General features: G+C 43.4%; 21 protein-coding genes. 8 read left to right on the forward strand and 13 right to left on the reverse strand.

What is annotated here, in order from left to right:
• Positions 1 to 20 precede the first annotated feature (20 nt).
• From KI659_RS13895 to cas6, 5 genes are all read left to right on the forward strand, one after another.
• Positions 21 to 368 carry a 4Fe-4S dicluster domain-containing protein gene (locus tag KI659_RS13895; protein ID WP_213945969.1) on the forward strand — a complete coding sequence of 116 codons (348 nt, stop codon included), beginning with the start codon at positions 21 to 23 and terminating at the stop codon, positions 366 to 368.
• 188 nt (positions 369 to 556) lie between these two features.
• Positions 557 to 895, forward strand: coding sequence for a DUF3276 family protein (locus tag KI659_RS13900; RefSeq protein WP_213945970.1), 339 nt, complete (start codon positions 557 to 559; stop codon positions 893 to 895).
• A gap of 107 nt (positions 896 to 1,002) precedes the next feature.
• Positions 1,003 to 2,085: an AI-2E family transporter gene (locus KI659_RS13905; protein WP_213946000.1), complete on the forward strand. Its 1,083-nt coding sequence runs from the start codon at positions 1,003 to 1,005 to the stop codon at positions 2,083 to 2,085.
• A 14-nt stretch (positions 2,086 to 2,099) separates the two neighbouring features.
• Entirely contained in the window at positions 2,100 to 3,197 is a 1,098-nt protein-coding gene (gene ychF / locus KI659_RS13910; RefSeq protein WP_213945971.1) for a redox-regulated ATPase YchF, read from the forward strand.
• Positions 3,198 to 3,299: 102 nt separating this feature from the next.
• Positions 3,300 to 4,181 (forward strand): CRISPR-associated endoribonuclease Cas6, encoded by an 882-nt coding sequence (cas6, locus tag KI659_RS13915; RefSeq protein WP_213945972.1) that lies wholly within the window; start codon positions 3,300 to 3,302, stop codon positions 4,179 to 4,181.
• Positions 4,182 to 5,036: 855 nt separating this feature from the next.
• On the opposite strand, the gene KI659_RS13920 is transcribed toward cas6, so the two are convergent.
• Both KI659_RS13920 and KI659_RS13925 read right to left on the reverse strand, forming a co-directional pair.
• On the reverse strand, positions 5,037 to 6,299 hold the full coding sequence (locus KI659_RS13920; protein WP_213945973.1) for a type IX secretion system plug protein: 1,263 nt from the start codon (positions 6,297 to 6,299) through the stop codon (positions 5,037 to 5,039).
• A 163-nt stretch (positions 6,300 to 6,462) separates the two neighbouring features.
• Positions 6,463 to 8,391, reverse strand: coding sequence for an ABC-F family ATP-binding cassette domain-containing protein (locus tag KI659_RS13925; protein ID WP_213945974.1), 1,929 nt, complete (start codon positions 8,389 to 8,391; stop codon positions 6,463 to 6,465).
• Between the two features lie 95 nt (positions 8,392 to 8,486).
• Between KI659_RS13925 and KI659_RS13930 the strand changes: the two genes are divergently transcribed.
• Together KI659_RS13930 and KI659_RS13935 are read left to right on the forward strand one after the other, a co-directional pair.
• Positions 8,487 to 9,674: a PQQ-dependent sugar dehydrogenase gene (locus KI659_RS13930; protein ID WP_213945975.1), complete on the forward strand. Its 1,188-nt coding sequence runs from the start codon at positions 8,487 to 8,489 to the stop codon at positions 9,672 to 9,674.
• 81 nt (positions 9,675 to 9,755) lie between these two features.
• Positions 9,756 to 10,403 carry a hypothetical protein gene (locus KI659_RS13935; RefSeq protein WP_213945976.1) on the forward strand — a complete coding sequence of 216 codons (648 nt, stop codon included), beginning with the start codon at positions 9,756 to 9,758 and terminating at the stop codon, positions 10,401 to 10,403.
• Positions 10,404 to 10,450: 47 nt separating this feature from the next.
• Here KI659_RS13935 and KI659_RS13940 read toward each other — a convergent pair whose 3' ends face one another.
• From KI659_RS13940 to KI659_RS13955, 4 genes are all read right to left on the reverse strand, one after another.
• Positions 10,451 to 12,883: an outer membrane beta-barrel family protein gene (locus tag KI659_RS13940; RefSeq protein ID WP_213945977.1), complete on the reverse strand. Its 2,433-nt coding sequence runs from the start codon at positions 12,881 to 12,883 to the stop codon at positions 10,451 to 10,453.
• A gap of 226 nt (positions 12,884 to 13,109) precedes the next feature.
• Entirely contained in the window at positions 13,110 to 13,913 is an 804-nt protein-coding gene (locus KI659_RS18730; RefSeq protein ID WP_317195977.1) for a helix-turn-helix domain-containing protein, read from the reverse strand.
• Positions 13,914 to 14,177: 264 nt separating this feature from the next.
• A complete protein-coding gene (locus KI659_RS13950; protein WP_213945979.1) occupies positions 14,178 to 15,509 on the reverse strand; it encodes an ABC1 kinase family protein in 1,332 nt (443 codons plus the stop codon).
• Positions 15,510 to 15,511: 2 nt separating this feature from the next.
• Positions 15,512 to 16,177, reverse strand: coding sequence for a TetR/AcrR family transcriptional regulator (locus tag KI659_RS13955; protein WP_213945980.1), 666 nt, complete (start codon positions 16,175 to 16,177; stop codon positions 15,512 to 15,514).
• A 268-nt stretch (positions 16,178 to 16,445) separates the two neighbouring features.
• Between KI659_RS13955 and KI659_RS13960 the strand changes: the two genes are divergently transcribed.
• Positions 16,446 to 17,774: a S41 family peptidase gene (locus KI659_RS13960; RefSeq protein WP_213945981.1), complete on the forward strand. Its 1,329-nt coding sequence runs from the start codon at positions 16,446 to 16,448 to the stop codon at positions 17,772 to 17,774.
• 53 nt (positions 17,775 to 17,827) lie between these two features.
• Here the strand turns inward: KI659_RS13960 and hisIE are convergent, their stop codons facing one another.
• The 7 genes from hisIE to trpA all read right to left on the reverse strand — a co-directional run bounded on the left by hisIE (position 17,828) and on the right by trpA (position 24,724).
• Positions 17,828 to 18,430 (reverse strand): bifunctional phosphoribosyl-AMP cyclohydrolase/phosphoribosyl-ATP diphosphatase HisIE, encoded by a 603-nt coding sequence (gene hisIE / locus KI659_RS13965; protein WP_213945982.1) that lies wholly within the window; start codon positions 18,428 to 18,430, stop codon positions 17,828 to 17,830.
• 124 nt (positions 18,431 to 18,554) lie between these two features.
• A complete protein-coding gene (gene hisF, locus KI659_RS13970) occupies positions 18,555 to 19,316 on the reverse strand; it encodes an imidazole glycerol phosphate synthase subunit HisF (RefSeq protein WP_213945983.1) in 762 nt (253 codons plus the stop codon).
• Positions 19,317 to 19,721: 405 nt separating this feature from the next.
• Positions 19,722 to 20,441, reverse strand: a complete 720-nt coding sequence (gene hisA / locus KI659_RS13975; protein ID WP_213945984.1) for a 1-(5-phosphoribosyl)-5-[(5-phosphoribosylamino)methylideneamino]imidazole-4-carboxamide isomerase — start codon at positions 20,439 to 20,441, stop codon at positions 19,722 to 19,724.
• A 9-nt stretch (positions 20,442 to 20,450) separates the two neighbouring features.
• Positions 20,451 to 21,032 carry an imidazole glycerol phosphate synthase subunit HisH gene (gene hisH / locus KI659_RS13980; protein WP_213945985.1) on the reverse strand — a complete coding sequence of 194 codons (582 nt, stop codon included), beginning with the start codon at positions 21,030 to 21,032 and terminating at the stop codon, positions 20,451 to 20,453.
• A gap of 293 nt (positions 21,033 to 21,325) precedes the next feature.
• Positions 21,326 to 22,120, reverse strand: coding sequence for a phenylalanine 4-monooxygenase (locus KI659_RS13985; protein ID WP_213945986.1), 795 nt, complete (start codon positions 22,118 to 22,120; stop codon positions 21,326 to 21,328).
• Positions 22,121 to 22,917: 797 nt separating this feature from the next.
• Positions 22,918 to 23,931 (reverse strand): 3-deoxy-7-phosphoheptulonate synthase, encoded by a 1,014-nt coding sequence (gene aroF, locus KI659_RS13990; RefSeq protein WP_213945987.1) that lies wholly within the window; start codon positions 23,929 to 23,931, stop codon positions 22,918 to 22,920.
• Positions 23,909 to 24,724 (reverse strand): tryptophan synthase subunit alpha, encoded by an 816-nt coding sequence (gene trpA / locus KI659_RS13995; protein ID WP_213945988.1) that lies wholly within the window; start codon positions 24,722 to 24,724, stop codon positions 23,909 to 23,911. Before trpA ends, aroF begins: the two co-directional genes overlap by 23 nt.
• Positions 24,725 to 24,743: the final 19 nt, after the last annotated feature.

Consider the following 24,743-nt stretch of genomic DNA (forward strand, 5'->3'; position numbering starts at 1 on the left):
TGAAAAAAAATTAGAGAATAATGGCCATAATGATAACCGACGAATGCATCAACTGTGGTGCATGCGAACCTGAATGCCCAAACACTGCCATCTATGAAGGCGGGATAGAATGGACTTGGGGCGGAGGAACCAACCTGAAAGAGGTAGTGCTGCCGGATGGCACCGTAGTGGATGCCAACGAAAAGCAGGAGCCTTTATCGGATGAATTTTATTATATAGTGTCGGACAAATGTACCGAATGTATAGGTTTCCATGAGGAACCACAGTGTGCGGCTGTATGTCCGGTAGACTGCTGTGTGGATGATCCAGACCGCAGAGAAACCGAAGAAGAGCTGCTGGCGAAAAAGAAATTCATGCACGGTGAATGAGGTCCTAAAGAGTGGTAAATTCCACTCTTTTTTTATTTTGGAGCTGTAAAACACTTAAATTAAACCATTTATAATTACACAGCACCTTGTTTTTCAAAAAAAATACCTAAATGGTTTGATTTTAATAAGTATAATGATTTAAATTGTCTCGAATTTAATTCATTTCGATTATAAAACAATTTTGGACAGTGGAAGAGAATAACGGAAATGCCAGAGAGGAGATCTTCTCAAAAAAAGTAAAAGCAGGAAAAAGAACTTACTTTTTTGACGTGAAGTCAACCCGTGCTAATGATTACTACCTCACGATCACAGAAAGTAAGAGAAAGACAAGAGATGACCAATTTGTATTCGAAAAGCATAAGATTTTTCTTTACAAAGAAGATTTCGGCAAGTTTGTAGACGCTCTTCAGGATGCGGTAGAGCACGTGAAAAATGATTTGATGCCAGAAATTGACTTTTCTCAATTTGATGAGCAGCCGGAGGAAGTAACCTCTAACGAATTTGGTGAAGAGCTTAAGTGGGATTAATCTCCCCTTTACATAAATTCTAAAATAAGGCCATATCCTGGGTATCACCATTTGGATAGGCCTTTTTTTTGTGTTATCCGTTTAAGAATTTATAACTTCACGTCATGATAAACAGGCTGCTGCTCTCCATATTAATAATCCTGTTGATTTTTATCCTTTTGGGTTGGTATTTTTCCAATATCACCCTTTATTTTTTATTCTCCTTGGTACTGGCGGCCACTCTGCGACCATTGACCAACCGGATCAACAATATCCATGTCTTTGGACAGCAAATCCCCAGGTGGACAGCCATCCTATTTTCCTATCTGTCCATCCTATTGGTCATTTTCCTGATCAGTTTGTTATTTATCCCCTTGATTCGGGCACAGATCGGCATTATCACTGAACTTGACATTGACTTCCTTTACGACCAAATACAGCGCCCCGTTGGCAGGATAGAGGAGATCCTGATCCGCTGGGATTTGGTCAAAAACGAACCGGGTTTTCTGATCACCATGGTGAGAAACAACCTGATGATGAGTTTCAGCGAGATAAATATCCAGGGATTTATTAATGGGGTGATCAATACTACTTCGAGCTTTCTGATTAGCCTTTTGGCCATCGCCTTCATATCCTTTTTCCTGCTGCTGGAAAATGGGCTGTTAAGAAGGAACCTGATCCAGTTGGTTCCCAATAAATACTTCGAAATTTCAGTTTCCACTTTTCATCAGGTGGAGCAATTATTGTCAAATTACTTGATAGGACTGCTTTTGCAGATGACCGCCATTTTCTCACTGGCTTCGTTAGGATTAAGCATTTTACGGGTGGAATATGCCTTTACCATTGCAATTTTTGCCGCTGTGGCAAACCTCATCCCCTATGCGGGACCGCTTCTGGGCGGGATTTTTGGGATTCTGGTTGGTCTATCCACAGGTGATTTTAATAGCGGAGCCGAGGTTTCCTGGTTTGTTTTAAAAATCATTTCCGTGTTTGCCCTGGTGCAAATGACAGATAATATTCTCCTTCAGCCGCTTATTTTCTCTAAATCTGTAAAAGCGCATCCACTTGAAATATTTGTTATTATCTTTGCGGGTGCAAAAATTGCAGGTGTTCTTGGAATGATTTTCGCAATCCCAGTCTATACTATATTCCGGGTATCTTTCAAAGAGTTCTATAAAGGTTACAAAGAGTACCAGATATTTAAAATTTAATAGTAAAAAGATCCATGGCATTACAATGTGGAATCGTGGGCTTGCCAAACGTTGGCAAATCGACATTATTTAATGCATTATCCAGTGCAAAGGCTGAGGCAGCCAATTTCCCTTTCTGTACCATTGAGCCAAATGTTGGCGTGGTAACAGTTCCCGACAGAAGATTGCAGATTTTGGAATCTTTGGTCAACCCTCAACGAGTAATGCCGACCGTGATTGAATTTGTCGATATTGCAGGCCTTGTGAAAGGCGCAAGCAAAGGTGAAGGTTTGGGAAATAAATTTTTGGCCAATATCCGGGAGGTGGATGCCATCGTACACGTGATCCGTTGCTTCCAAGATGACAACGTGGTCCACGTAGCAGGATCTGTGGATCCTATTTTTGACAAAGAAGTAATTGACACCGAGCTCCAGCTGAAAGATTTGGAATCGGTGGAGAAAAAAATCCAGCGTTTGGAAAAAATCGCCAAATCCGGTGATGCCAAAGCTAGAAAAGAATTGGAAACCCTTCAGTTATTCAAAAAAGGTCTTCAGGAAGGCAAAAACGCCAGGGCCATTGAAGTAGAAAAAGAAGATTTAGAGGCAGTTAGAGATTTACATCTTTTAACTATCAAGCCAGTTTTATATGTAGCCAACGTAGATGAAGGCAGCATCTTGACTGGAAATGAGTTTGTAGACAGGCTGAAGGAGAATGTAAAAGATGAAAATGCTGAGGTAATTGTGTTATGTGCGGCAATAGAGTCACAGATTGCTGAATTTGATGACGCAGAAGAGAAACAGATGTTTCTTGAAGAATACGGTTTGGATGAAAGCGGATTAAACAAACTTATTGCAGGTGCGTATAGTTTACTTAATCTGATCACCTACTTTACAGCAGGCGTTCAGGAAGTGCGTGCATGGACCATAAAGCGGGGCTGGAAGGCTCCACAGGCCGCTGGAGTAATTCATACCGACTTTGAGAGAGGCTTCATTAAGGCCGAAGTTATTAAATTAAATGACTACGAACAGTATAAATCTGAAGCTTCCTGCCGTGAAAATGGCAAAATCTCCATAGAAGGCAAGGAATATGTGGTACAAGATGGAGATATAATGCATTTTAGGTTTAACGTTTAATGGATTTCAGGATTTTATTGCTAATTTTGAATCGACTATATTGACTAATCCTTATTTAATTAGTAAAATTTAATTATTGTTTAACTTTTCATTTTTATAATCGTGAGAATAAGACTTATATTTTCGTTGAAAAACAAAGGAGCTTATTTACCCTTTCATCACCAGTACATTTTGGCCCAATTTCTTAAAGGCCTCATTGTAAAAGGTGGACGAGAAGAGTTTTTTAACTACAATTACTTCAATTTCTCTGGTCTAAAAGGACAGACCAAAGTAAGTAGAAGCGGCTTACACTATTACTCAAGCTTAGTTACCCTCGTGCTTTCATCACCCAATGAAGACTTTATGGATTATCTGCTGGAGCAAGTGTTCAACACGCCTAAAATTGAGTTAGGAAATCTTATCATTTCACCCGAGTACACTGAGCAGGAAATCGAACCTACTTTGGAGACCTCAAACAAATTCGTTTGTATCTCTCCTCTAGTATTGTTGACTCCTTCCTTTAATGACGACTCAGGGAAAAGATTCATCAACCCAGATACCGACGAATTCTCGGATCTGCTTTATGAATCCACCCTAACCAGAATGGAAAGGTCAGGCTGGTATTCCCAGGAACAAATGGAATCTTTCTATAAATTCCAGGTGGTACCAGATATGAATTATGTAAACAAGCTTCGCGAGCAGCAGAAGAAATTCGCAAGAATCTATTCTGTGTATGACATGGATGTGAAATATGAAGTAAGAGGATACACCCTTCCTTTCACTTTGTATGCAGCACCTGAGGTACAGGATTTCGTATTCAAATGCGGTCTTGGAGCATTTACCCACAAAGGGTTTGGTATGCTAGACCTTGCTAACAATGCGCCTAGCCAAAGGACAGAGCCTTACAAATTCAAGCGTGAAGGCTTCGTGCCTTACAAATCGCAGGATTCCAGCAGGCCTCCTAGAACCTCCCCTACAGAAGAGGAAAAAAATCAGGAAGATTAAAAATTGAAAAGTCCCGGCGCTTAGTGCTGGGGCTTTTTTTTTGCTCTTAACGTACTTGGCGTACTTACGTATGGGTACAAAGTACTAGGTACCAAGTACCAAGTACACCGCAGGACATGGCGCTTTGTGGAGCAATTTAGAGGCTTTTTTGTTATCCAACCTTCTTACTCTCGTGTCCCTCCCTCAGAGCTTCGCTCTTCGGATGGGGCATCAATGAAACGAGAATTTACTTCATTATTCATCATTCGACATTCATCATTCATCATTCCAACCCGTGACTGTCCCGAATCCTCCTTCGTCCCTCGTACTTCTAATTTCGTACTTGCGTATGGGTACAAAGTACTAGGTACCAAGTACCAAGTACACCGCAGGACATGGTGCTTTGTGGTACCATTTTAAGGCTTTCCTGATATTAACCGTTCTTATTCTCATGACCCTCCCTCAGAGCTTCGCTCTTCGGATGGGGTATCAGTGTAACGAGAACTTACTTCATTATTCATCATTCGACATTCATCATTCATTATTACCCAAACGTGGCTGCACATTGAACTCCTTCGTACTTCGTACTTCTAATTTCGTTCTTACGTATGGGTACAAAGTACTAGGTACCAAGTACAAAGAGTACACCGCAGGACATGGCGCTTTGAGGAGCACTTTTGAGGCTTTTTTGTTATCCAACGTTCTTACTCTCGTGTCCCTTCCTCAGAGCTTCACTCTTCGGATGGGGCATCAGTGTTACGAGAACTTACTTCATTATTCCCGCCCCGGCGGGCAAGCATCATTCATCATTCTCCATTCATTATTCCGGTTACTCCTCTCCGGTCTTCCGTCTTCCGTCTTAACCTTCGTACTTCGCTAAATCCTCCTCTTATTCGGATTCACCACCGTGTACCCTATAAGCTCATCATACCTTGACCCCATGTCACGGTAATAAATGAAAACCTCGTACTCGTTCTCTGTCTGAAAATGGTTGCCTTCGATGGACTCCATGTCATACCCTTTGCCTGTCGGAATGCCATATTGATAATCGTACCAGCCTTGCTTAAGCAATAGAGTGGCCTGATAGGTATTGGTCTTGGTATTCAACTCCATCTGTGCCTCTGGCTCCTGCCCCCAATTGCTCAGGGCGCCAAGGATCACGGGTGGTGTAGGAAGTCCGTCAGCAGCCAAATTAAATGTGACCAACATGTATTCACTTTCTAGGTGGTGGTTTTGGCGCTCCACATTGATGATTCCAAACTGCCCATTGATATCCATGTACTCCACATAGGCCAAGCCTTTTCTCTTCTTGTCTACCCCCGCCTCGGCAAAAACCACATCCTCTTCCATTTCAACTTTGGCGACATTTTGCCCCCGCGTCCGCACATACCTCAAGTCAATGAACCTAAATTCATTCCCAGCTTCAAAAACATTGCTCCCGTCAAACAGCTGGTATTCAATCATCTTCTGATCTTCTCTGATGAAGGTCGGAGTCAAACCATAAATAGCATTATCCCATCGCTGGTTTTGGCGGATCACCACTTTAATATTGGACCTTGGGTCTACCAGTTCACGGTTATTGAAATTTACATTGATGTTGAGTTGCTGTCCCTCTCTCCTATCCTCTGTCCGGCTTGGAGGCACGATGCTGGCACCTACTGGCAGCTGGTTATTGAAAACCATGAAACGCTTGGTCAATATGGCCTCCTTTTCATTTCGCCCACGGTAAACCTTCAAGACATAATTTCCCGAACGTTTTAATCTTGGGACCTGGAAGGTGTAATGAATGTAGGGGATCCTGGTATTGATGGAATACTCGTAATCGTTGACGTTAAACTCATTGTACTGGTCAAGATAGTCATTGTCTCTTAAGTTGGACGGCGTCCAATCTGCATCGCAATGGATGATCTTGGCCGAATACATATCCGCATCATAGGCCAAATCATCAAACTCCAAGACCAGAGGAACAGGGTTGTTCATGGAAATTACGGTTGAATTGAATTGGCTGGAAAAATCCTGGGTTCTGGGATAAAGCCTCACGGACTGTATGTTCTCCTCAAATACCCGATCCTCCAGCTGCTGGCCGAAAGCTGCGCTACTAAAAAGGAAGAGGAATAGTAGTATGTAGTTTTTGATCATTATTTATTTTTTAAAGACCGAAGACCTGAGACCGAGAACCAAGATTTCCAAAAATTTTCGCTGCGAAGAGGCCTCCCGATACGCAAAAGCTACTCGGGACAAGTTCTGCGAAACTCCATTTGAACTCTGTGAAACTCTGCGTCTATTTTTGTCGGCATCGCGGTTATACCTGATCCTGAAGCTGCTCAATTTTCTCGGCGAGATTTTCCCACTCGGTGTTTAATATGGTTTCCTTTTCCACCACGGCGTGATATTCTTTATTCACCTTTTCCATCTCCTCAGGGCGTTCGTATAGGCTTTGATCTGCCAAAACATCCTCCAAACTGGCCTTTTGGATTTCTATTTCAGCGATCTGGGCCTCCACATGTTCAAGCTCTTTCTCCAGTTGACGGACGATTTTCTTGATTTCGTTTTGCTCAAAGGTGGACGCTGATTTTTTCTTTGGGGCAGGTTTTTCCTTTTGCGCAGCAGGGACAGTTTGAACAGTCTGCTTTTCTACCTGGGTTGATTTCCACTGCACATATTCCTCATAAGTACCTAGATACTCTTTGATTTGATGATTTTCGATATACCAGATCTTGTTAGCCACCCCTCTGATAAAATGCCTGTCGTGAGAAACTGTGATAAAGGTACCCTCATACTGCTGCAGGGCTTGTATTAAGATATTTACGGATTGCATGTCCAAATGGTTGGTCGGCTCATCCAAAAGCAAAAAGTTGGCTTCTGAGATCAGGGTTTTGGCCAAGGCCACCCGGCTTTTTTCCCCACCCGACAACACCTTGATTTTCTTAAAAACATCATCATTGGTAAAAAGAAAACAGCCAAGCACATTCCTCAACTCCATTTCCGTTTTCTTGCTGCCGGCCTGAAGCATTTCCTGCAAAATCTCATTATTCACATTCAGGGCTTCCAATTGGTGCTGCGCAAAAAAGGACTTGATCACATTGAATCCTTCTTTTCTTTCCCCTTGGATGGGTTCTGTGCCATCGATGATTCTTAGCAAAGTAGATTTACCTTTTCCATTGGCTCCTATCAGGGCAATTTTATCCCCTCTCTCGATTCTAGCTGTAGTGTTTTTCAAAATCTGAATGTCACCATAGGCCTTTGACACTTCCTCAAGAACCACAACATCCCTACCCGACTGTTGGGAAAACTTAAATTTAAAATTGACCGCCAGATTATCATCTATCACCTCATGAACCTTATCCATTCTTTCCAAGGCTTTTACCCTGGACTGCACCTGGTTGGATTTGGAGGCTTTTGCACGGAAGCGCTCGATAAAGCGCTCCGCCTGCTTGATCATCTGCTGCTGATTTTCGTATGCGTTCTGCTGGATTTCCTGCCTTTCCTTTTTCTCAGATTTGTAGAACGAATAATTCCCTGCATAGGCTGTCAATGTGTGCTGCGACACCTCCACAGTAGTTTCAATACAATTATCCAAAAAATCTTGGTCGTGGCTGACTACAATCACGGCACCTTCATAAGTCTTGAGGTAATTTTCCACCCATTGGATGGAAGGTAAGTCCAAGTGGTTGGTAGGCTCATCGAGCATCAGCAAAGAAGGTTTTTCCAAAAGCAGTTTTGCCAGCATTACCCTCATTCTCCAGCCCCCTGAAAATGTCTTCAATGGCCTGCTTAGGTCTTTTGTAGAAAACCCAATCCCCTCGAGCACCTCTTCCGCTTTTGCCTTGATGGTATAGCCTTCATTGGCTTCAAACCTATCCTGCAGATGGGCAAGTTTATTGATGATTTCCTCAGAATAATCCGTTTCCATCTGTTTCAGCACCCCATCAATCTCAGCCTGCAAAGCCAAAGTTTCCTTAAAAGCTTCCAAAGCAACCTCCAAAATACTGTCTTCGGACTGATAGCTGAGCAAATCCTGATTTAGGAAGCCTATGGTACAGTCCTTCGACTTTTGAATTTCACCACTGGAAGGCTGGTAATCTCCGGAAATGATTTTGAGCAAAGTAGACTTGCCCGTTCCGTTGAGACCTACCAGGCCTATCTTGTCCTTAGGCTTGATATGGAGAGAGGCATTTTCATAAAGGGCACGACCGCCGATGAAATAAGATAAATTGTTAATTGAAATCATAATGTAAAAATAAGGATTCTTCCGCTTATAAAGGAAAGCCGCCAAGTTTTTCGCTTTTTTCTTATATTGAACCTTCAATCAGAAAAGAAAAAACCATGATCAAACCAAAACTATGGCTCGCATCGCTGTTGATAGCCGGTGTGGCTGTAAGTTGTGATAGCCCTCAAAAGTCTACCCGAGTGACTGCAGATGAAGGAGATAATCGGGTGACTATTACTGATGCAGAAGCTGAAGTTTATCTTGACAAGATAAAGCTTCCTGAAAATTTCAAAATTGAAGTATGGGCTGCAGACGTACCCAATGCCCGTTCTTTGGCCAAGAGTGACAATGGCGTCATCTTCGTAGGTAACCGACAGGGAGACAAAGTATTTGCGCTTTTGGATGAGGATGGTGATGGAAAGGCAGACTACCGCTATACCTTGGCTGAAGACCTCAACATGCCCAACGGCGTGGCATTCAAAAACGGGGATCTTTATGTCGCTGAAGTAAGCAGGGTATTACGCTTTAGGGATATTGAAAATACACTCGCAAACCCCTCGTTTGAAGTGCTTTTTGATCAATATCCTACAGATAAGCACCATGGCTGGAAGTTTATAGCCTTTGGCCCTGATGACAAACTCTACATTCCAGTAGGCGCTCCTTGTAACATTTGTAATCCTGAGAAAGAGATCTATGCCTCTATAACCCGGATTGATGTAGATGCGGAAAATATAGAACCGGAGGTTTTTGCCCATGGGGTAAGAAATACCGTTGGGTTTGACTGGCACCCTGAAAGCGAGGAATTGTGGTTTACTGACAATGGCCGTGACATGATGGGGGATGATATTCCGGATTGCGAGTTAAACCACGCTCCTCAGAAAGGCATGCATTTCGGTTATCCTTTCTGGCATGCCGGGGATGTGAAAGACCCTGAATTTGGCAGTGAGGGAAAGGGCAAAGAAGATTATACCAAGCCCAAGGTAAACTTGGGTGCCCATGTGGCTCCATTGGGAATGCGATTCTATACAGGAGATATGTTCCCGAGCGAATTCAACAACACCATTTTCCTGGCCAAGCACGGTTCCTGGAACCGAAGTAAAAAGGTTGGTTACAACGTAACTACTGTATCCCTTAATGGAACAGATCAAATAGATAGCCATGAGGTTTTTGCAGAGGGTTGGCTGGATGATGCTACCCAGGAAGTATGGGGCCGTCCTGTAGATGTGCTTCAGCTAGAGGATGGCAGTCTGCTGGTTTCTGATGACATGGCCAATTGCATCTATCGAATCAGTTATCAGAATTAGATTTAAACAACGCTAACTAAAAGCCTGTTCTGTAATGGAACAGGCTTTGTTATTTTATGCCTACCACTAAACCACACATTTATGCAAAAAAGTCATTTAATTGTCACCCTATTTCTCCTATTGACCTTGGGGTCTTGTAGAACGGCCACAGAAGTTACCGCTTCGTGGAGAGATACCGACCGACCTACCCAGCAATACAACAGTATATTTTTGGCCGCAATCGTGGACGACCTTTCCTTAAGACAGAATCTGGAAGGAGAATTTGCCAATCGACTTGCAGGACGAAATGTGAATACCACCAAAAGCATTGACACCTTCAAGCCAACATTTTTTGACGAGGGTCAGCCAGAAAGAGAGCAACTCGTCGAAATCATCAGGGAAACGGAGTGTGAAAGTATTCTGACCATCACTTTGATAGATGTGGATGAGGAAGAAAGGTTCGTGCCAGGCGGTGCGGGCGGCCGCATGTATCATCCCGGAGGGACATTCAGGCATTACGGTTCCTTTCCCGGCTATTTTGATCACTGGTATGGCACTGCCTGGAATCAGGGATATTATCAGACTGACAGGAATTATTTTATTGAAACCAATCTCTACGACGCGGCTTCCCTAGAACTGGTATGGAGCGCACAATCCAAAACCTTGAACCCCTCCACCGATGCCCGCTTCGCCCGTGAATATGTGGATGCTATAAAGGCTCAACTTAGAGAGGAAGGTTTGGTGCAGTAATGGAAAAAGTACCCTTCACCATAATCCTGAAGGGTACTTTTTTTCATTTAAAGTCTTCTACGCTCATCCTCTGATCCGGATTTAATGTTTACTTCTTTAAGCTTCTTGTTTCCAAAACTCTTGGTATAATTTAACCTGATAGCCTGCGCATGATAATCAAATTTAAAACTACTATAAAGGTTTGATTCTGGAATATGTGAATCCATTCTCCAAACGAACGTATAGAATACATCATCCACTGATAATCTCAGCGTACCGCCGTTATTGGGCATTTTTTTCTGTAATCCAGCACTTATTCCTCCAAAGGGTCTGGACTCTAGAATCCCATATAATGTATTTGACTCATAATAGCCCAACAGCTCTAAAGTATAATCCTTCGGGAACTTGATAGTATTTATGAAGTTCACATTATAATTATAAATATTTCGAATATTGTTAATTTCCAAATGGGAAGTTTGGAGCTCTCTATAATAACCTTCATTATTGATTTGAATATCCCACCAATCGGTAAAAATCCAGGGCAAGGTTAATGCTACACTATACACTTTTTCAAAATTTAAATTCTGCGAACGGATCATTTGCCTTCCGCTAATAGGATCCACTTCAGGTTGCCAGTTTGCTATTTCATTTTTCGAATTGCTATAATTAAAAGCCAATACAGCTCTTTTAATACTCAGGTCCAACCTATACCCATCCAGTATGGCTGGTCTAAGTGCAGGATTTCCCGAAAAGTAGGTGATCGGATCCAAGATGTAAACAAAGGGAGCCAAATCCCAGAAAGTCGGCCGCGTAATCCTTCTGGCGTAGCTTAGGTTTATATTAAAATGATCATTAAATTTCCTGTTGTAATAAAATGTCGGGAAAAAATTCCCGAAATCCCTATCTACGACCCCAACTTCTCCCAAGGTGCTAATGTACGTCTTGGTATGTTCGTACCTGATTCCAGCTTTTATTTGGTTGGTTTCATTGATGTTCCAATCAGCAGAAAGGTATGCTGCATAAATGGTTTCATCCAAATCAGCAACATCTGTTAAGGTCGGATCCATTCTTACTGCCCCATTTTCTATAAAAGCAACCCCTACATCATTGATGAAATTAGATTGAGAAGCTTTTACTCCTGATTCCAAGGAAAAAGAATCTTTGGGTTTAAGAGTGTAGTCCATTGAAGCCACTATAATATCCAAGGGGGTCTCCTTGCGGATATCTATCCGTTCATTCCTATTTTGTCCAGTCTCTGGAAAATAAAACTCATTCAAATAGCTGGAGGGGTTATGATTGTGGATTTTTAAATAGTCAAGGTCAAGTCTAAGTTTTGACTTTTCATTAACCTCATACCTAAAATGGACATTACCTGTAAGATGCCTCCAATTATTGGTTTCTCGAATAATTGTAGTGACAAGGGCAGTTGAGTCTTGGGAGACTATATTGCTTGAGACTGTATTGGCATCCAAGCCCCAATTTCTTAGCGCAAAAGTAAACATTGCTCCCACCGCGGATTTTTTGCTTATTTGATATTCTCCACCGGTTCTAAAGTTTTGTGTAGTGGTAATACTATACCGGTCTGTATGCGAATTCAACTCCGAAACAAAATCTGGCTGGATCACACGGATTTGGTTAGTCCATATCTCTATATTTTTATCATAATGTATAGAATAATCGAGAAAGTAAGATACCTTATTTTTACGATGATTGATATTGAAATTTGCTCCAAGGGTTTCCCTTGCATTTCTCCCAGCAGTCAATCCCCAATTCCCATTTGTGCCAATGTCTTCATGATCAACGGTGACAATATGAATTATTCCTCCTGTCCCCTCGGACTCATATTTTGAAGGAGGGTTGGTGATCAGCTCAATCTTTTCCACATTGGCGGCACTCATTCCCTCCAGCAGCTGGAAAACAGCCTCCATGGGTAGCCTGGTAAGCTTGTCATTGATCATGATCATTACCCCACTTTTTCCATTTAACGTAAAAGAATTAGATTGCCTATTTACGGTCACCCCGGGGGATTTTTGCAGAACCTCCAATACCGTATTTCCAGCTGAGGTGATACTGGTCTGCACATTAATCACCATCCGGTCAATTTTTCTCTCATAAAGGGGTTTTGAAGCAGTGACGGTCACCTCTTCTAACTCTTCGTCTGACTCTTCCAAAACAATCTGGGGAATACGAACCGCTTGGTTTGCTGCTATTTCCAATAATTGCGTATGGTTTGCAAACCCCACCATGGAAACTGATAACAGATAAGTATCATGGACCACTTCTGCAAATTGGAAGTCACCATTTTCTTCAGAAACACCACCCCTTACCAAACTCGAATCTTGAGCGGAAAGAAGCAGAATGTTGGCAAAAGAAATTGGTTCTCCGGAAGCATTCAAAATTTTCCCGGAAACTTGTGATTGGGCAAATAGCGGATTATAAATTTCTGAAATTAGCAATCCAAAAAATAGAAATATTAGTAAGGTAAAGGTTGGCGTTTTCATGGCAGTTGAGGCAGAAGTGGTCCTAAACAGGTGGTTTCTAAACTTCCTTTTCCCTGAGAGTGGGTAAAAAAGGCACCATGGGTATCTACTACCAAAAAAGAAAAAAGATTAAAGAATGGAGCTATTTACCTCTTGGAAAACATCCAAACTTTGCGCTTTCCCGCATATAACAAAGATAAGGAGGTATGATTTGAGGAAATTGTAAAAATGCGAACAACAAGTTAAATCACTCAAAAAACCATGTTTGGTCTTGTTGCTGATGATGGTATTGAGATGGCTTGATAAAATTGAATTTTTTAAAATCCTTCACAAAATGTGACTGATCATGAAATCCGTTTTCTAAAACTATTTCTTGCCAGTCCACTTTCTGCATTCTTGAAACTCTGTCGGTTACTGTACTGAACCGCTTGATTCGTGAATATAATTTGGGAGTAACTCCCACTTTCTCCAAAAACTTTTTTTCTAAATACCTTGAACTGAATTTGTACTTGGTTACAATTTCCTGTATTGTCACCACTCCCCTTCTGTCGTTAATAAAATCGATTGCTTCGTCAATAATCGACAGGCGGGATTTGGCGGTTTCATAATAGGAATTCAAAAAGTCCTCTATCTTAATTATTTTAGACTCAATAGAAGGGGAATTGGCTAGGTCATCATAAATAATATTTCCTGTTTTACCCACCATCAAATCTAGCGGCCTTCTTTGATTTACTAAGTCTTTCATGTAAAAACTAAATAAATTATGGAGGCCTGATGCCGCAAATACAATCCCTGTCACTATAACTTTTTGCACAAATCGCATCCGGTATATCGAGGTGTTTTGTCCAGAAACATAGGACTTCGAAATTTTGATTATTGGGCCATAAATCGATTTGACATTAAAAGGCATACCAAAGTTAAAAACCATAGTTGGGAAACCTTCAGGCAAACATTTATACTCTAAAGGCCTATCAATATCTCCCTCCAAAAAGTAATAATACTTCACATATGGCCGAAGATACTCAGAACAAGGAACTTCCAAGTAAAGCATTTTTTACAAATATTTTATTTTACAAATTTAAATCATTACGAAATATAAAAACAGTTCTTTAACATTTCACTTCACAAAAAAAGGCGGAAATCCCGCCCCTTGTTTGAGTATATACTTCGGTCGTCCAAATCACATCCAAATTTTACTTGACACTTTTCCAAATCAGTTTTGCGTCGAAGTGGCTTTGTCCATGATGACCTATTTTTATCTTCTTCTGACCTGCCTTGCCGAATCAGACAGTGTCTTCGGTCTCCCGTCTTCAAACTACTTCACCAACCACTCCGGCTTGGTGGTTTTGATATTAGCTCCCAGCTGGTGTAGCAGGTTATAAATCCCAAAGTAAGTCCGGTTGATATACAACCCGTGACGGGACCCGCGGGCCTGCCGGGATTTCTTGAACATCTTGTCGTTGCCGATTCTGTCGCCCATCTCAAAGATCTCCATGAAGTAGCTTTCGTCAGCAAAATCAAAGCTCTCCGAATGAAAAGGGCGTCCCAACAGGGAAATCATGGCTCTAAATACCCCTTTGAAATACTTTTGCTCATCTTCGGTATCCTTGTCGCTGATAAAGCCCAAATCAAAGAAGATTTTATCCAGTTCCTCTTCTTTAATCAACAGGTCGCTTTTGATCAAAGAAAAATAACCTTGATAGAAATCCTCTGGAATTACTTTCACACAGCCAAAGTCAATGATGCCTAACTTTCCATCCTTTTGAATGATGAAATTACCTGGATGCGGGTCGGCATGCACTTTTTTGAGATTATGGATCTGATGGTTATAGAAATCCCATAGCGCCTGACCTATCCGGTCCCTTTCCTCTTGGGAAGGGTTGGTGAGCATCCATTCCTTGATGTGCTTGCCATCAATCCAATCCATGGTGATGATCCGGTCGCTGCTCCATTCGGGATAATAATTGGGAAAGTATAGATCTGGAATATGGCTGCAGGCCTGACTGATCTCCTCGGAACGCTGTACCTCAAGCACATAATCCGTTTCTTCAAGCAGCCTTTCCTCCACCTCTTCCATATAGTGGTCGAGCTCCTTTTCATTCATGTTCAGCAGCCGGTAGGCAAATGGCCTAACCATTTTCAGGTCTGAACTCACGCTTTCGGCCACACCCGGGTACTGAATTTTGACCGCATATCTCTTCCCTTCTTTTTCAGCCTGATGCACCTGCCCCATGGAGGCGGCGTTTACCGCTGATTTGGTAAAGGATTCGAAAAGAGCCTCTGGGGTGGTTCCCAAACTTTTCTGAAAAGTTCTTACCACCAAGGGATAGGATAATGGCGGCGCACTATACTGGGCCATCATAAATTTATCCTGATAGGCTCTAGGAAGGATGTTTTTGTCCATAGACATCATCTGCGCCACTTTCAGCGCACTTCCCTTAAGTTCGCTCAAGGAACTGTAGATATCCTCGGCATTGCTGGCATGAAGGTCTTCCTTGGTGAGATTTGGGTTGACCATTTTTTTTGCGTAATGCTTCACATAGTTTCCTCCTACCTTGGCGCCTGTTTTGAAAAACTTGGTCGCCCGTTGCACCTTGGAAGTGGGAATATGTTCTTGTTCTCTGTAATTCTCGCTTTTATCGCTCATCTTTATTTGGACTGGTAAATAAACTTGGCCAGATCCAAAAAGGAATCCAGCGCACTTTTGCCCATCAGGTCAAAAGCCAGGCTCACCGACTTCTCGATGGCCACATCGGTTTTTTCAAAACCCGGTGAAGTATCCTTCAACCAATATTGCAAGATAAACAGGGTTTCAAGCCACAAGGCATCTTCATAGCGGTCTGAAATAAATGAACGGTCTGCTATCTCCTCATTTTCTTTCCCCTCCAAGATCACATCTGCGGAAAACGCCTTGAACTTCTCCTTAAAGCCCTTCAGCTCCATAGGCACATTTCTTTTGAAACTCAAATGCCCCTCATACATGCTTAGCAGGTAACTTCGGTGTTTTTTAAGCTCCTCCACTAGGGTAAAGTAAAAAGATAGCATTTTCTCTCTGGCGGAATATTCCTGATACACCTCCTGAGACTCCATTCCCCGCACCGTGTCATCAATTATCTTTTCCCAAACGGCTGATTTGATGGAAGCAAAGGAGGTAAAGTATTCATAAAACTCTTCCTCTTTCATTCCGAGACTTTTGACAAACTTGAAAACCGAAACAGGTTCGCGGCCATGCTCAAGCACATAATGCACATAGGCCTCCACGATCTCAGTTCTTCTGTCCCTTAATTCAACTTTATTCTCTTCTTGATTTTCCATAAGTGTTTGATTCTTCACATGCTAAACAGGATTTTCCAGCCAGAAGTTTGTGGTGTGAAGGAATAAATGTGGTTATAGATGTTATCGTTAGTTAATCCCCACCGTTTTCTATCTCCCGTCTCCTGCCTCCCTCCCGTCTTCGGTCTTCGGTCTTCAATCTCTATACCCCAAAGTTTATTTTACAACAGCAACTAATCATATTTTTTTCATACATTTAATGACTTTATTCGTTAAGAATATCAACCCCATTATTTTCTTTTGAAATAGTATGAAAACATGGATAAATAAATGGAAGTTCTTCCTACCAATCATCTTTTTGGTAGCTTCCTGTACGCCCGAAGTAGATGATCCCCAGATGATGGAGGACAGGGTCAAAACGGCTTTATTCAGAAGTATGCAGGAATGGTACTTTTGGAACGACAAATTGCCCCAGGGGACAAACCCAACCCAGTTTTCTTCCAATGAGGACCTTTTATCCTCCATCATCCATGCACCCTTGGACCGCTGGTCCTATCTGACCACACCCGATGCCTTCACCCGCGCCTTTACGGGACAAAATGCCGGACATGGCTTTGGTTGGGGCTTTGATGAAAACGAGCATCTTTACCTACTTTTTGTTTACAAGGAAGCACCTGCCGGAAAAGACAACTGGCAAAGAGGCTGGCGGGTGCTGGAGGTCAACGGGAAACCAATTTCTTCCTATAAGCAATCCAATGGAAGCTATAATTTCCAGTTGGGGCCAAACGAAACGGGCATCACCAACACCTTCAAATTTTTGCTTCCTGATGGTACGGAAGTTGTCAAAACTCTGGGAAAGGCAGAATACCAAAGCAACTCAGTCCTTCACCGATCCGTGGTTTCACTGGATGGAAAAAATATAGGCTACTGGGTCTACAACAGCTTTAGGGCTACCGCTGGCACCACGCCAGCTTCCAGCGTGGAAGTGGATCAAACCCTCAACTATTTCATCAGCCAAAATGTGGATGAACTTGTCCTCGACCTCCGGTACAACGGAGGCGGGTCCGTGGGCGTGACCGAACAGATTCTTAATTACCTGGTGCCCTCCCATGCCAATGGCCAAACCATGTACACCAACACCCTGAACAATTCAAAAAGCAGTCAAAACAGCAGTAAAAAATTTGAGAAAAAGGGCAACCTGAATCTGAACCGGCTAATTGTGCTTACATCACGCAGCTCGGCCTCAGCCAGTGAGTTGCTGATCAACTGTCTGACGCCCTATATGGAGGTAGTACTAATTGGGGCCAATACCTATGGTAAACCTGTGGGATCTTTCCCCCTATCAAGCTACAACAAAACACTAAAAGACAACAACGTGGAATTAGTCCCCATCACCTTTGCTTCGGCAAATGCGAATGGAAGGGCGGAATATTTTGACGGTTTCCCGGTAGACTTCCAAGTGGCAGATGATCCCTCAAGGGATTGGGGCAACCCGCAGGAAAGAAGGTACAAGGCAGCCATAGACTACATCCGCACAGGCAGTGTGCATTCCCCTGGGGCCAGGATCATCACCTACCAGCCAACATGGGAAATGATAGACTCCTTCACCGGCCTTCAAAAAGAATTCCCAGCTTATTAAACTCGCTCTAAAACCAAACACCCTGGCGCTATTGCCAGGGTGTTTTCATAACATCAACTCTTATGCCTCGCCATCAGCACCTCCATTACCTCATCAAGGCTGTAGCCTTTAGCTTCCAGCAAAATCAGGTAGTGAAAAAGTAAATCCGCTGCCTCACCCATGAACAGCTCCTTATTATCATCCTTGGCCTCAATCACAATCTCTACGGCTTCCTCCCCTACTTTTTGGGCCACTTTGTTGATGCCTTTTTCAAACAGGGAAGAGGTGTAGCTTTTGTCGTTTGGGTTTTCCTTGCGGTCTTTGATTACCGTTCTTAGGTGATCGATAAAAGCCGTTTTGGACCGGTTTTCTTCCTTGAAGCAGGTATCATCTCCCGTATGGCATACGGGTCCCACGGGATCCACCTTGATAAGCAGGGCATCCTGATCACAATCCACCTCCATACTTACAAGGTTGAGAAAATTCCCAGAGGTCTCCCCTTTGGTCCAAAGCCGTCCTTTTGTCCGGCTAAAGAAAGTCACCTTTCCCGTTTCCACCGTCTTGTCAATGGCCTCCTGGTTCATGTATCCCAACATCAGCACCTTGTTGCTGAAAGCATCCTGGATTATCGCCGGCACCAGCCCGTTTACTTTTTCGAAATCTATGTTTAGTTTCATTTTTATCGGTTATTTCATTATTCATTATTCATCATTCTTTATTCATTATTCTATCCTATATGACAGCATCATTAAATAATAATGAATGGTGAATAGCGAATGATGAATGATGAAGTAGCTTTCGTTAAAATGTAGTCCTCACACTCACCCCTCTACCACTCAAATACTCCTTCAATTCCGGGATCCCTATCTCCTTAAAGTGAAATATGCTAGCCGCCAGGGCCGCATCAGCTTTGCCAGCGGTGAAGGTATCCCAAAAATGCACCATTTTCCCCGCTCCGCCTGAAGCAATAATTGGAATCGGCAGCATAGAGGAAAGTTCACTGGTGATTTCATTTGCAAAGCCGTTTTTTGTCCCGTCATGATCCATGGAGGTCAGAAGAATCTCACCCGCTCCTCTATCGGAAACCTCCTTGGCCCAGGATTGAGTTTTCAAAATCGTCGGCTTTCTACCGCCGTGGGTATGCACAAAATCAATCCCATCGATATTCTTGGTGTCGATCGCCACGATAATACATTGGCTACCGAACTCTGCCGCCATTTCATCAATAATTGCAGGGTTTTTAACAGCTGCTGAATTGATGCTTATCTTGTCGGCACCAGCTCCCAACAGCATTTTTACGTCCTCCACCGTACTCACTCCCCCACCAACAGTAAAAGGAATATTAATCGCCTTGGCCACCTTTTCCACCAGCTCCAACAAGGTCTTGCGCTTGTCCACGGTGGCGGTGATGTCTAAAAAAACCAGCTCATCGGCTCCCTCATCAGAATATATTTTTGCAAGCTCCACCGGATCCCCGGCATCTTTTAACTCCACAAAATTCACCCCCTTTACCGTCCTGCCTTCTTTGATATCCAGGCACGGTATTATTCTCTTAGTCAACATGTAACTTCATTATTCATCATTTACCATTCATTATTCATCATTTCGAAAAGACAGTCTGAAAATGGGTACTAAGTACCAGGTACCAAGTAATACCATCAGCTGAGGTTAATCTTAGCCAATCTACTCGGCAAAAGTAATTGAACTAACTACAACCAGCTGACATCGGTCAGTCCACAGTCCACTGTTTCAAAATGGTTACTAGATTTCCGTTTTCGCCCCCCACCCCCCTAAAGGGGGAGCTTAACTGACTTTAAGTACGCTAGTTAGTCCCCCCTTTAGAGGGCGGAGGGGGCAAATTTCGCAAAAAAGCCTTTGTGCTCTTCTTTTTCTTTGTGTCCATTGTGACCGTTTTCCGCGAAGAGAAACTCTGTGTCCCTTTTCAAAACGTTACTCCATCCGTCATCCTTACTTCCCGAAAGCTGCCAGCTCCTCCAACGTCACCTTTCCTTCATAATAGGCCTTTCCTACAATAGCCCCATAAACGCCGACTTTCTCCAGGTCTTCCAGGTCTTTCATGGAGGAAACACCGCCGCTGGCGATCAGCTTGACCCCGGGCACTTCTTCCATAATTTCTTCATAAAGTTCCAAGGAGGAGCCCTGAAGAAGACCGTCCTTGGCTACATCTGTACAAATGACGTAGCGCAGTCCTTTTTTCATATATGATGAAATAAATTCCACTACATCCAATTCGGTACTTTCTTCCCAGCCGCCGATGGCTATTTTTCGGTTCTTGGCATCTGCCCCCAAGATGATTTTTTCAGTCCCATATTCACGGATCCAACGGTCAAAAAGGTCAGGTTTTCTTATGGCCACACTTCCACCGGTCACCTGGCTCGCCCCTAAACGGAAAGCCAATGCGATATCCTCATCAGACTGTACGCCTCCCCCAAAATCAACTTTCAGGGAAGTGTTTTGGGCAATATCTTCCAAGACCTGTTTGTTGACAATCTGCTTTTGCTTGGCCCCGTCAAGGTCTACCAAATGCAGCCTCTTCACCCCGGCCTGCTCAAAGCGTTTGGCCATTTCCAAGGGGGAATCGTGATAGGTTTTCTGTTGGCTATAATCACCTTGGGTTAGGCGCACGCACTTGCCCCCGATGATATCAATTGCGGGAATGATTTCCATTATAATAAATTAGAGTGCTAAGAAGTTTTTCAAGATCGTTTCGCCCACCTTACCGCTTTTCTCGGGATGGGCCTGCATGGCATAGAAGTTATCCTTATGGATCAAAGCCGTAAAATCATGCATATAATGGGTAGTAGCAATAGTATAGGGAGAAAGCTCCGCATAATAACTATGCACATAATAAGTATAGGGATCCTCTTCCAGATCTTTGAATAGGGGTGAATCCATGTTTTCCAGAGAATTCCAGCCCACATGTGGGACCTTGTCAAAGGCCGGGAATTTTTTCACTTTTATGGGAAAGATGCCCAGACATTCGGTATCATTTTCCTCGGTATGTTCGCAGAGCAACTGCTGGCCAAGACAAACCCCAAAAAAGGGCTGCCTGAGGTCTTTGATTAGCCGGTCGAGATTCCTTTGCTTGAGATACTTCATTGCCGAGCTGGCTTCCCCCTGACCGGGAAAAATTACCTTGTCGGCCTTTTGGATGGTTTCAAAATCATCCGTCAGAACAGCCTCCACCCCCAGCCTTTCCAACGCATACAGCACCGACCTCACATTGCCGGCGTTGTATTTTATTATTGCTACTTGCATTTATTTACGTTATTTTTTGGGTACAAAGTACCAGGTACCATGTACCAAGTTGATCTAGATTTTACCGCCTTTTTATACCCACTTTACCTTATTGCTTAATTAAGCGGATTTTGCTTTAATTGTTTTCTAAGATTCAAGGCTAAAATTTTATTCAAAAGCACCCTTATCTTCCTATACTAGTAAATACTTCACCCATCACCCTATTTGCGCCTCTCTGTGTCTTTGCGGTTAATTCCCTTACTAAAAGAACCTCGAAGTTGCCATCACCTCGAGGTTCCTTTTGAGCCAAGTGCCTAAAACTTCCTTTCTTCTTCAGGTGTTTCGGCGAGCATTTTTTCGAGTACCCGCTCGATTTCCGGCAGGGATTCATAGAGTTGCTCGTAACCTTCAATGATAAAGTATTTGTCCTGGAATTTATCTTTCCAATAAGCGGTGCTCATGATTTTCTCCACATCGTATTCGTAGTGGGCTGGCTCATCGGAAAGGCTGAATTTGGTCTCACCTGCTGAACTCAGGATACCCGCACCATAGATTCTCAACTCCCCGTTTTCACGGATCAAACCAAACTCGATGGTAAACCAGTAAATTCTGGAAAGCAGTTGTATGGCCCAGGGGTTGTCAATATGCTTTAGCGCTATTCCGCTTAGTTTTTCCAAAAAGTCCACATACGGCTGGTTGGTCAACAGCGGCATATGGGCAAAGGCATCATGGAACATATCTGGCTCTTCCAAATAGTCAAGTTGCTCCATTTTTCTCAACCAGGTGGAAGAGGGAAAACGTCGGTTGTTCAAAAGCCCAAAAAAAAGATCGTCGTCGATCAGCCCCGGCACCACCTGTATGGCCCAGCCGGTGGATTTAGCAAGTCTTTGATTGGCCTCCTCAAAGTTGGCAATCTTGTCAGCCGTAAAGTTGATTTCCTTGATACCCTCCAGATATGCTTTGGAAGCAGCCTGGGGTAGGTTGACGATCTGTCTATCATAAAGAATCTTCCAGACCTTAAAATCCTCCTCGGTGTAGGCATCGTAATCCTGCCTCATGTCTTTTAACCTTGAGTCAGTAAAGACCCAGTCTTTCGGTTTTGCAGTCATTTCTTAATTGGGTTTATGTTCATATTAATTCAACGTTCATCCAATAGCTAAGTTTAAATAAAAAAAGCCCAATCCATACAAAGAGGGATTAGGCTTGATATTTTCACTCACAGGCAATAGCAAACATTCATCCCCAAAAGGAAGTATGATAATGGCTATAGCTGTGATAGGTCTGATTCATGTCCCTAAAGTAAGAAGTTATTGCAATTAATGCAAACTTTTGAGTATCGGAGATTACGTATTTCGGTCAAAAGCGACGTGGTTGTCCGCCCGAATGCGCCTCCTGGGGGAGGCGCATTCGGGATGTTGTCCCGGCCTGCTGCGCAGACCTGGGTTGTCATGGTTGTCATTGTTCTATTCTCGCGCCCAAGTACGAAAGTGTTCTCGTTGATCGGCCTTCATCCCCGCCCGTGATAACCCGTACATAGAACAATGACAACTCCGACAACCGAGCCGGCGAGGCGAAGCCGAACCACGGCGGGACAACCCTGACAACCACGCTGCACTTTCGTAAGCAACCTCCTGCCGGGCGCGAGAACCTGTCACGTCCTAAATTTACTTGACACTTTTTTCTCAAACTTTTAAATTTTTCTCCGCGAAGTGGCCTTTGTGAAACTTCGTGAAAACTTGGTGGCCTTTGTGGCTTTTTTCAGCCCGTGTACCTTGTACTTGGTACCTAGTACCTCGTACTTCTATATAAACGATTTCCTCAACTCAAACGCATCCTTGATCTGCTTGACCAGCTTGGNTTTTTTCAGCCCGTGTACCTTGTACTTGGTACCTAGTACCTCGTACTTCTATATAAACGATTTCCTCAACTCAAACGCATCCTTGATCTGCTTGACCAGCTTGGTGCTTTGATCAAAATCCAGGGTCTGCTGCCCATCCGAGTAAGCCAGGTCAGGCGTCTCGTGGGTTTCGAAAATGATCCCGTCGGCACCGCACATCACCCCGGCCAAAGCCATCTGAGGCACAAACTGGCGAATACCAATCCCGTGAGATGGATCCACCACCACTGGAAGATGGGATTTATGCTTGAGTATCGGCACCGCATTCAGATCCAAGGTATTCCGGCTGGCTTTCTCATAGGTTCGGATGCCACGCTCACACAGGATAAGCTTTTCATTCCCTCCTGAAAAAACATATTCTGCCGACTGTAAAAGCTCCTCAATTGTCCCTGAAATCCCCCTTTTGATCATCACCGCCTTGTCCACTCGTCCAAGTTCATCCAACAAGTTAAAATTTTGGGTATTTCTTGCCCCTACCTGATAAATATCCACATAGTCATACATTTCCTCAATTTGGGATACCTGCATTACTTCGGTCACTATCTTGATTCCTGCCGCCTTGGCATGTTGATACCACAGCTTGAGGCCATCAATACCTAACCCCCTAAAGGCATACGGACTGCTTCTTGGCTTGTAAACCCCTCCACGCATGATCTGGATTCCCGTAGCTTTTAAGTGTTCAATGGTTTTGACGATCTGTTCTTCGGTCTCGATCGAGCAAGGTCCGGCCATTAGCGCCATATCGCCATCCTTTATTCTGACCCCATCCCCGAGGTCAATCGAGGTAGGCTTGGCTTTCCATTTTTTGGAAACCAGCTTGTAATCATCCGACACAATATGGATATCCTGAATCCCTTCCTGCAGTCCGAGTTTCCTGATGTCAAAATTTGCTTTGCCGATACCGATTAGGTAGGTGGAAAGCTGGGTTTTGACTTCCGTAATCTTATATCCACTCTGGTTTGCCTCCTGAATGATCCGATCTTTCTGAGAGTCAGAAATATCAGGCTTTACTTGTATAATCATATTCTCCGTTCTTAATTCCTTTGATAAAAATTCCTATGTCGTTATTTAGACTCTCTGGGCTGGCATTGTTTAAAACCTTGATAAAAGCACTTCCGATAATCGCCCCATGGGCATGTTTGGAAGCCTTTGTAAAGGATTCGTGGTCGCTTATCCCAAATCCAATAAGCCTTGGGTTCTGGATGCCCAATTGCCCTACCCTTTCAAAATACCTCTCCTGCTCCTGGGTGATGCCGGATTTGGCACCCGTGATGCTGTGGGAAGAAACCATATAGATGAAGCTATCAGAATGCTCATCTATGGCTTTAATCCGCTCATCGCTGGTTTGGGGTGAGATCAAAAAGGTGTTTCTCAGGCCATACCTTGAAAAAACCTCCTTGAATTCATCCAGAAACTGTTGCATGGGCAAGTCGGGCAAAATCAGCCCGTCCACGCCCACTTCCTGACATTTTTGGCAGAACTTTTCTACCCCAAACTGTATAATGGGATTCAGATAGCCCATCAGGATTACCGGAAGGCTCACCGTTTTTCTCATCTCGGCCAATTGGGCAAAAAGCTTCTTCAGGGACATGCCGTTATCCAATGCTATTTTATTGCTCTCCTGAATGGTCGGTCCATCGGCCACGGGATCCGAAAAAGGCATCCCTACCTCAATGATATCCGCTCCCCCAGCCTCTATGGCCTCCATCACCGGCACCGTATCCTCCAGCTTCGGGTATCCGGCCGTAAAGTATATGGAAAGGACGTTCTTTTGCTTGTTTCTAAATAGTGTATCTATGCGGTTCTTCGTTTTCATAATTCATCATTTTGGGTAC

This window comes from Litoribacter ruber (assembly GCF_018449405.1).
Taxonomy (GTDB): Bacteria; Bacteroidota; Bacteroidia; order Cytophagales; family Cyclobacteriaceae; genus Litoribacter; species Litoribacter ruber.